7 protein-coding genes and 1 pseudogene are annotated in these 6,069 nt (G+C 60.8%); 7 read left to right on the top strand and 1 reads right to left on the bottom strand.

Annotation, left to right across the window (positions count from 1 at the left end; all coding sequences use genetic code 11):
- The 7 genes and pseudogenes from ACQR35_RS14675 to ACQR35_RS14645 form a co-directional block, all read left to right on the top strand.
- A pseudogene (locus tag ACQR35_RS14675) lies at positions 1 to 157 on the top strand (integrase core domain-containing protein); the annotation flags it as partial.
- Positions 158 to 488: 331 nt separating this feature from the next.
- On the top strand, positions 489 to 1,199 hold the full coding sequence (locus ACQR35_RS14670) for a helix-turn-helix domain-containing protein (RefSeq protein ID WP_430270472.1): 711 nt from the start codon (positions 489 to 491) through the stop codon (positions 1,197 to 1,199).
- Positions 1,200 to 1,266: 67 nt separating this feature from the next.
- Positions 1,267 to 1,752: a hypothetical protein gene (locus ACQR35_RS14665; protein ID WP_430270471.1), complete on the top strand. Its 486-nt coding sequence runs from the start codon at positions 1,267 to 1,269 to the stop codon at positions 1,750 to 1,752.
- 131 nt (positions 1,753 to 1,883) lie between these two features.
- Complete coding sequence (locus tag ACQR35_RS14660) at positions 1,884 to 2,231, top strand: thiamine-binding protein (protein WP_430267302.1); 348 nt, start codon at positions 1,884 to 1,886, stop codon at positions 2,229 to 2,231.
- Positions 2,232 to 2,270: 39 nt separating this feature from the next.
- Entirely contained in the window at positions 2,271 to 2,957 is a 687-nt protein-coding gene (locus ACQR35_RS14655) for an O-methyltransferase (RefSeq protein WP_430270470.1), read from the top strand.
- A gap of 40 nt (positions 2,958 to 2,997) precedes the next feature.
- Positions 2,998 to 3,540 carry an N-acetyltransferase family protein gene (locus ACQR35_RS14650; RefSeq protein WP_430270469.1) on the top strand — a complete coding sequence of 181 codons (543 nt, stop codon included), beginning with the start codon at positions 2,998 to 3,000 and terminating at the stop codon, positions 3,538 to 3,540.
- Positions 3,540 to 4,439 (top strand): spermidine synthase, encoded by a 900-nt coding sequence (locus ACQR35_RS14645; protein WP_430270468.1) that lies wholly within the window; start codon positions 3,540 to 3,542, stop codon positions 4,437 to 4,439. Before ACQR35_RS14650 ends, ACQR35_RS14645 begins: the two co-directional genes overlap by 1 nt.
- 225 nt (positions 4,440 to 4,664) lie before the next feature.
- Here ACQR35_RS14645 and ACQR35_RS14640 read toward each other — a convergent pair whose 3' ends face one another.
- Positions 4,665 to 5,954: an ISL3 family transposase gene (locus ACQR35_RS14640; protein WP_430268232.1), complete on the bottom strand. Its 1,290-nt coding sequence runs from the start codon at positions 5,952 to 5,954 to the stop codon at positions 4,665 to 4,667.
- Between the last annotated feature and the right edge of the window lie 115 nt (positions 5,955 to 6,069).

Below are 6,069 nucleotides of genomic sequence, written 5' to 3'. Positions count from 1 at the left end.
CAAAGGAGTGTGCTGGGACAATTCCGTGGCCGAGTCTGTCTTTTCGTCACTGAAGAACGAGTTCTACCACCACTACAGCTTCCCCACCCGGCAAGACGCACGGCGGGCAACGATGCGTTACATCGAGGTCTTCTACAATCGGCACAGACCCCACACCCACAATGACGGCTTGCCACCAGCTGCGGCCATGGCCAAATTCATGACCCAAAACCAGCAGCTACCCGCTGCTGCCTAACCAAAAAGAAACTAACGAACTGTCCCGGATCCTTGACACACCTCAGTCCCGAGGGCGCGGATCAAGACGCCGATGCTTAGCTGGGCGGTCATACAGTCCATGTGCGCGGATGAAGAGGGTCACATGCCAAGGCCACCGCCGTGGTGAATCGTCGAAGGTAGGCATCATTTCGCTGCCTTGACTGACGTAATGGAATTCCTAGAGAAACCATTACACCTATGCATAATGATTACCCAAGGGATACCATTTAGTCATGGTCGAAGATTGGATGACCACTGAAGAAGCTGGGGAGTTGCTTGGCGTCACCCGCCCCATGGTCCGCAAACTTTTAAAGGACGGGACCCTTCTACCCGCCGGGACTGCTGGCCGGGCCCTCTTGGTTGACCGAGCGTCTGTCCTGCGTCATAGCAACAGGCGCAAACTGAGCGGTCGAAGCTGGAATGCAGAAACGGCATGGGCTGCCCTGGACCTCATCACCGGCGGAACACCACGCTGGATCGACGCGACTGCTCGATTCCGCCTCAAGAAACGACTCATGACCATGGCGCCCACGGAACTGGCTGCGGCGGTCTCCACCAAGGACGAGGTCAAGCGTTACCGTCTGGCGCCGGCCGGTGTTGTACGTGCAGCGGACTATGTCCTCCCCACAGGAACTACCGCGCTCAAAAATGGAGAACTGGCGGAGCGCTTCGGTCTCGCAGAAGTACGCACCGACGTCCTGGAGGGCTATCTAGACAAGAACACGGCACCGCTGATCGTCGATGGGTTATCGCTTGTTGAAGACCCTAAAGGAAAGGTCGTCTTGCGAATTGTCGGCGAGAAGCACAACCTCAAAACTCCCCGCACCCCGGATGTTGTCGTAGCCGTTGACTTGATGGAGTCCTCGAATTCCAGGGAGCGGGCCGCCGGTGAACACATGCTCGCAAGGATCCTCGAACAATGGAAAGCTGGCCGTAATGTCTGAGCGAGAAGTTTTGAACGTCGCTATGCCAGTCGGTGGATGGCCATCTCCTTGGCCGCAGTGTTTCGAGTTGGCAGCAGCAATCCGGTCAGAACAATGGACCCTAGTTGGCGGACTTATGGTCACCAAAATTGCTGGCAGGGAGCCGTTCCAAATCGAGGGTGGCACCCAAGCGCTTCGACGCACCGTAAATGCGCTGCTCACTTCGGCCCCGGGAGAAACAATGAAACTCAGCGTCCCCAACCTTCATGGTGCCCTCGTCCTCAAAGGTGCTGCCTACATGACCGATTCCAGGGATAAGGGTAGGCATCTTGAAGACGCGGCCGTTCTGTGCGCTTGTATCCAGGACCCATACGCAATCGTTGCTGAACTTGGTGGCAGTGATCGTCAACGGTTCGCCGCGCTATACCGGGCGCTTGAGGCACCTACCCACCAGGCCTGGACGCAGCTCGAAGACGAGAACCGTATTGCCGCCCATGACGTCCTTCGGATCTTGGCCAGCGGAAAGACCCCGACTGCCCTTCCTCCCATTGGTCATCTGGGAGAATTTTCCTGACAACCGAGGGTCGGATGCTCTTTGAGGCCCTCGCGTAGGCGGCCAAAGCCGGGCGACATTTGCGCCACGTGGCCCTCGCTCTCGGGCCCATCAGATCCACAACCCCCACCCAGCCGTGCAAGACTAAAACCATGTTGCTTGCCTTCTCCGTAGCCCCCTCCGGCTCACCCCAAGATTCCGCCCGCACCGAGTCCGCCGACGCCTCGGTCCACGACGCCGTGGCCGCCGCCGTCAAGGTAGTCCGCGAGTCCGGCCTGCCTAACCGAACCACCAGCATGTTCACCGAGATCGAGGGCGAATGGGACGAGGTTTTCGCCGTAGTCAAGGCGGCCACCGAGGCCGTTGCCCCCTTCGGTTCGCGTGTTTCCTTGGTGATCAAGGCGGACATCCGCCCCGGCTATTCGGGTGAACTAGACGCAAAGATTGAACGCCTCGAGGCAGCGATCGACGATTCCAAAAACGCCAACAAGCAGCAATAGCCTCTTTCGCCCCACGGGCTCCAGTGCCAGACTGGCACTATGCCTGAGCGTCGCAGATTTGAACACCGGTCCCAGCCCGCATGGGTGGCGATGGAGGACTTCCTCTCAGAAGTGGTGGTGAAGCCCGACGCCGCGCTGAAGCAAGCCGTGCGGTCAGCGCTCGACGCCGGGATGCCCGCCATAGAGGTAGCGCCCACGGCAGGGAAGTTACTGCAGTTACTCGTCCGCATGTCCGGCGCCCGGCGGGTCCTGGAGATCGGCACCCTCGCCGGATTTAGCACCATTTGGATGGCCCGCGGGCTGCCGCAAGACGGCACCCTGGTGACGTTGGAATACTCGCCGGACCATGCCGCCGTCGCACGCAAAAACCTTGACAACGCCGAATTGGGGGACCGGGTGGAAATCAGGGTTGGCGTGGCGCTGAATTCGCTGCCGGCACTCGAAGGCGGCGAACCGTTCGACTTTGTGTTCATTGATGCTGACAAACAAAACAACAGCCGCTACCTGGACTGGGCCATCAAACTCGGCCGCCCCGGCACCGCCATTGTGCTCGATAACGTGGTGTGGGAGGGCGCGCCGCTGGACACCAGTTTGGACTCGGTCAACGCCCCGGGAATTAGAAGCGCACTGGAGCTCTTGGGCTCGGACCCGCGGCTCGATGCCACCGTTATCCAAACCGTGGGCTCCAAAGGTTGGGACGGGTTCGCACTGGCACTCGTCACCTGAGGCGCGTGAAAAAGCAGCCTGCCCGTGGTTGACTAACGCCATGGAATTTACGCTGCACCAGGCCGTCGCTGCCGATGCCGACGAACTCGTGACCATGCACACCGCGGCCCACGAAGAGTGCTACGCCCACCTGCTCCCGCCCGAGTTTTTCGCCGAACGTCGCGCTTCACTCCCGCAGCGGATTGAACGACGCCGGGAGCACCTTGCGGGCCTCGCCAACTACCACACTGGTCACGGCCGCTCCCTGCCGGGCTTAGATGATCCGCGCATCATCGCCCGCAACACGGACGGCGAAATTGTGGGTTTTGCCGATGCAGGTCCGGGGCGTGACGCAGATAGGCCAGGGGAGCTGGAGCTCTATTCCATCTACACTCTCGCTAGCGCCTACGGGACGGGTCTTGGCGCCCAACTTCTCAACGCAGCAATTGGGGACGAGCCCGCGTACTTGTGGGTCCTCGAGGACAACCCACGGGCCATGGCGTTCTATACCAAGCACGGTTTTGCGCCGGACGGAACCAAACAGGTGCTGCCCGTTGAATGGCGCAGTCTTCCCGAAATTCGTCTTGTTCGGGGTGCTAAGTAATGGCGCGCGGTGAGCGCCGCGGGCGGTTGCGGGTCAACGAATCGGCGGGCGTGATTGAGACCCAAGGTGTGGCGCAAAACGGCCCGGTTGCTGGTGTTTACTACGTGGATACTGGCGACTGCGAACTTGTTCCCGATGACGACAACCCCAACGGGTGGCTCTTGAAAATCAATGGGGTGCAAAGCTCGCACATTGACCTCGCGGACCCGCTCCAGCTCAGTTTTGAGTACATGCGCTGGATCGCTGACCTGGTTCACCAGCAATTTCCGCAAACGCCCGGCGCCCGATTGAGGGCCCTCCATTTGGGTGGTGGAGCATGCTCGTTGGCACGCTATTTCCACTCCGCGTACCCAGACGCGCGCCAAGTGGTGGTGGAGTTGGACGGCAAACTGGCCAACTATGTCCGTGACTGGTTTAAGCTGCCCAAGGCCCCGCTGCTGCGCATTCGCGTGGGCGAGGCGCGCGAGGTCACCGAGACCCTCACCGACGACTCCCGGGACCTGATAATTAGGGACGTTTTCGCTGGCGCTTTCACACCGTACCCGCTCACCACCCGGGAATTTGCCGAACACGCAGCACGCGTCTTGGCGCCAGGCGGCCTCTACGTGGTCAATAGCGGCGACGCGCCGGACCTGAAAAATGCTCGCCAAGAAGCAGCAACCATCGCGAGCGTTTTCCCACACACGGCGCTCATCGCAGACCCGCCCATGCTCAAAGGCCGGCGTTACGGCAACATCATTTTCGCGGGAAGTGACCGCCCCATAGAGGACGGTGCCAAGCTGCGGCGCCAACTCCTGGGCGGTGCAGTGCCAGCCCAAATCTGGAATGACGAGCAAGTTCGTGACTTTGCTCGTGGTACAAAAGTCCGCGTAGATGATGCCCCGGCGGCGCAAAAATAAATGAGGACTAGCTAAATTAAATAAACCGGGTATGGTCCGAGGTATAACTTAGAAAGGTTTCTAAAAAATGTCTAAAAATATACCTGCAGGATCTGGTGCCAAAAAAACCGGAAAATCCATCCTCGAAAAACGCGCTGATAAAAAAGCTAAAGCCGCAGCGAGTGACATTCTCTCCGTTAAGCGGCTCTTCACGGTTCGTGGTGAATGTTCTGCCGTGGTGAATGTTCATGCCGCTGTTCTGGCGGCACTGCGCAACAGAATACGCGTTTTGTAGTTGCGTGCGTTGGTGAATCCGCGGCCTGTCCTTTTTATGTGCTTGATCGCGGTGTTGTTAGCTTCCACTTTCGCCGTTGTCGCGCCGGTGACAATGAGGACTTCAATCTCTTGCCACCACCGGCAGACCGTGCGCCAGAGCCGGTTCGTTTCCGGCTGAGCGGCGCGTTCGACCAGGGCCTGCAGGCGCTCTTTCGCGGCGGCCGCGTCGGCAAGGGATCCGGTGGCGAGCAGCGTCCGGAGCTGCTCTTTGACCAGCCATGCGGCCTGCAATTTTCCGGTGGCGTCGTCGGTTGCGAACACGGTGCTGAGCCTGTTCCGGGCCCGGTCAGAGAGTGATTCCCCGGCGCGCAGGAGCAGGCGCCGGTTGGCCCAGACCGGGTCGATGGAACGTCCCCGCCGGCCATGGACCTGCTGGGTGAGACGTTGCCGGACCTCGGTGAGCATGTCGTTGCCGAGCTTGACGAGGTGGAACGCATCGACCGAGACCGCGGTGCGAGGGAGCCACATCCGCAGGGCCTTGCGGAACGCGGCGGAAGGGTCGATCGCGACGACCTGCACGCCCAGACGCCACTGAAGCGGGCGGGCGAACAGCCATTCTCCGACGCCCTCACTGTCGCGGCCGTCCACGATCCCGAGCACCTGGCCGGTGTCCAGATCAACAATGGTCGTCATCCAGGGTTCGTAGCGTTTCCAGGCCTTGGTGGAAGGGTCGCGGAAGAACCGCACGGAACGGTAGCGGTGTTCATCGATGCCGAGCATCCGGGGTGCCAGGGCATCAACATCAGGCAGGGTCAGCGCCGCGGAATCCAGAGCCCGCTGGACCAGCCACCATGAGACACCGAACGAGGAGGCCGCTTCCGCGGCGGCCCTTCCGGATCCAATGACGGCGGCCACGAGGGCATCGCGGAGCCGGCGGGTGGACCGAGCGCGGCGCGGGACCTGGGCGGTCTCCTCGGCGAATGTCCGCCGCGGGCAAAGGTACTCATCGCAGAAGAATCTCCGCTTGGCCCAGATCACTTCGACTGGGCCGGCGACAGGGATGTCGCGCAGACGTTGTGGGCGGCGGGAATGCACGCGGGTGCTGATCACACCACAGGATGGGCAGCCGGACTCGGCAGTGGCTTCAACGCTGACCCGTCGCTGCCCGAAAGTGAGGATCTCAGTGTCTGTGACGCGGTAGTCGGGCAGGTTGAAAATGGCGGTGGCAGCATCGGGGCGCGGGGAAGTAGGCTCGATCAAGGCTCGTAGCTCCTGACTCTTGATGAATGCGTAGAGAACATCCATCACAGCAGGGCTACGAGCCCTTCAGCTTTCAAGACACGGAACCCGTTTCACCACGAACCACGGAGAGCCC

The sequence above is a fragment of the Pseudarthrobacter sp. J1738 genome (assembly GCF_050490315.1).
GTDB lineage: Bacteria > Actinomycetota > Actinomycetes > Actinomycetales > Micrococcaceae > JBNPEO01.
This window is presented reverse-complemented; position numbering and strand designations above follow the sequence as displayed.

Bases quoted from the DNA above. Each gene is read 5' to 3' on its own strand.
- ACQR35_RS14670 (WP_430270472.1), top strand. From the start codon at position 489: ATGGTCGAAGATTGGATGACCACTGAAGAAGCTGGGGAGTTGCTTGGC.
- ACQR35_RS14660 (WP_430267302.1), top strand. From the start codon at position 1,884: ATGTTGCTTGCCTTCTCCGTAGCCCCCTCCGGCTCACCCCAAGATTCC.
- ACQR35_RS14655 (WP_430270470.1), top strand. From the start codon at position 2,271: ATGCCTGAGCGTCGCAGATTTGAACACCGGTCCCAGCCCGCATGGGTG.
- ACQR35_RS14650 (WP_430270469.1), top strand. From the start codon at position 2,998: ATGGAATTTACGCTGCACCAGGCCGTCGCTGCCGATGCCGACGAACTC.
- ACQR35_RS14645 (WP_430270468.1), top strand. From the start codon at position 3,540: ATGGCGCGCGGTGAGCGCCGCGGGCGGTTGCGGGTCAACGAATCGGCG.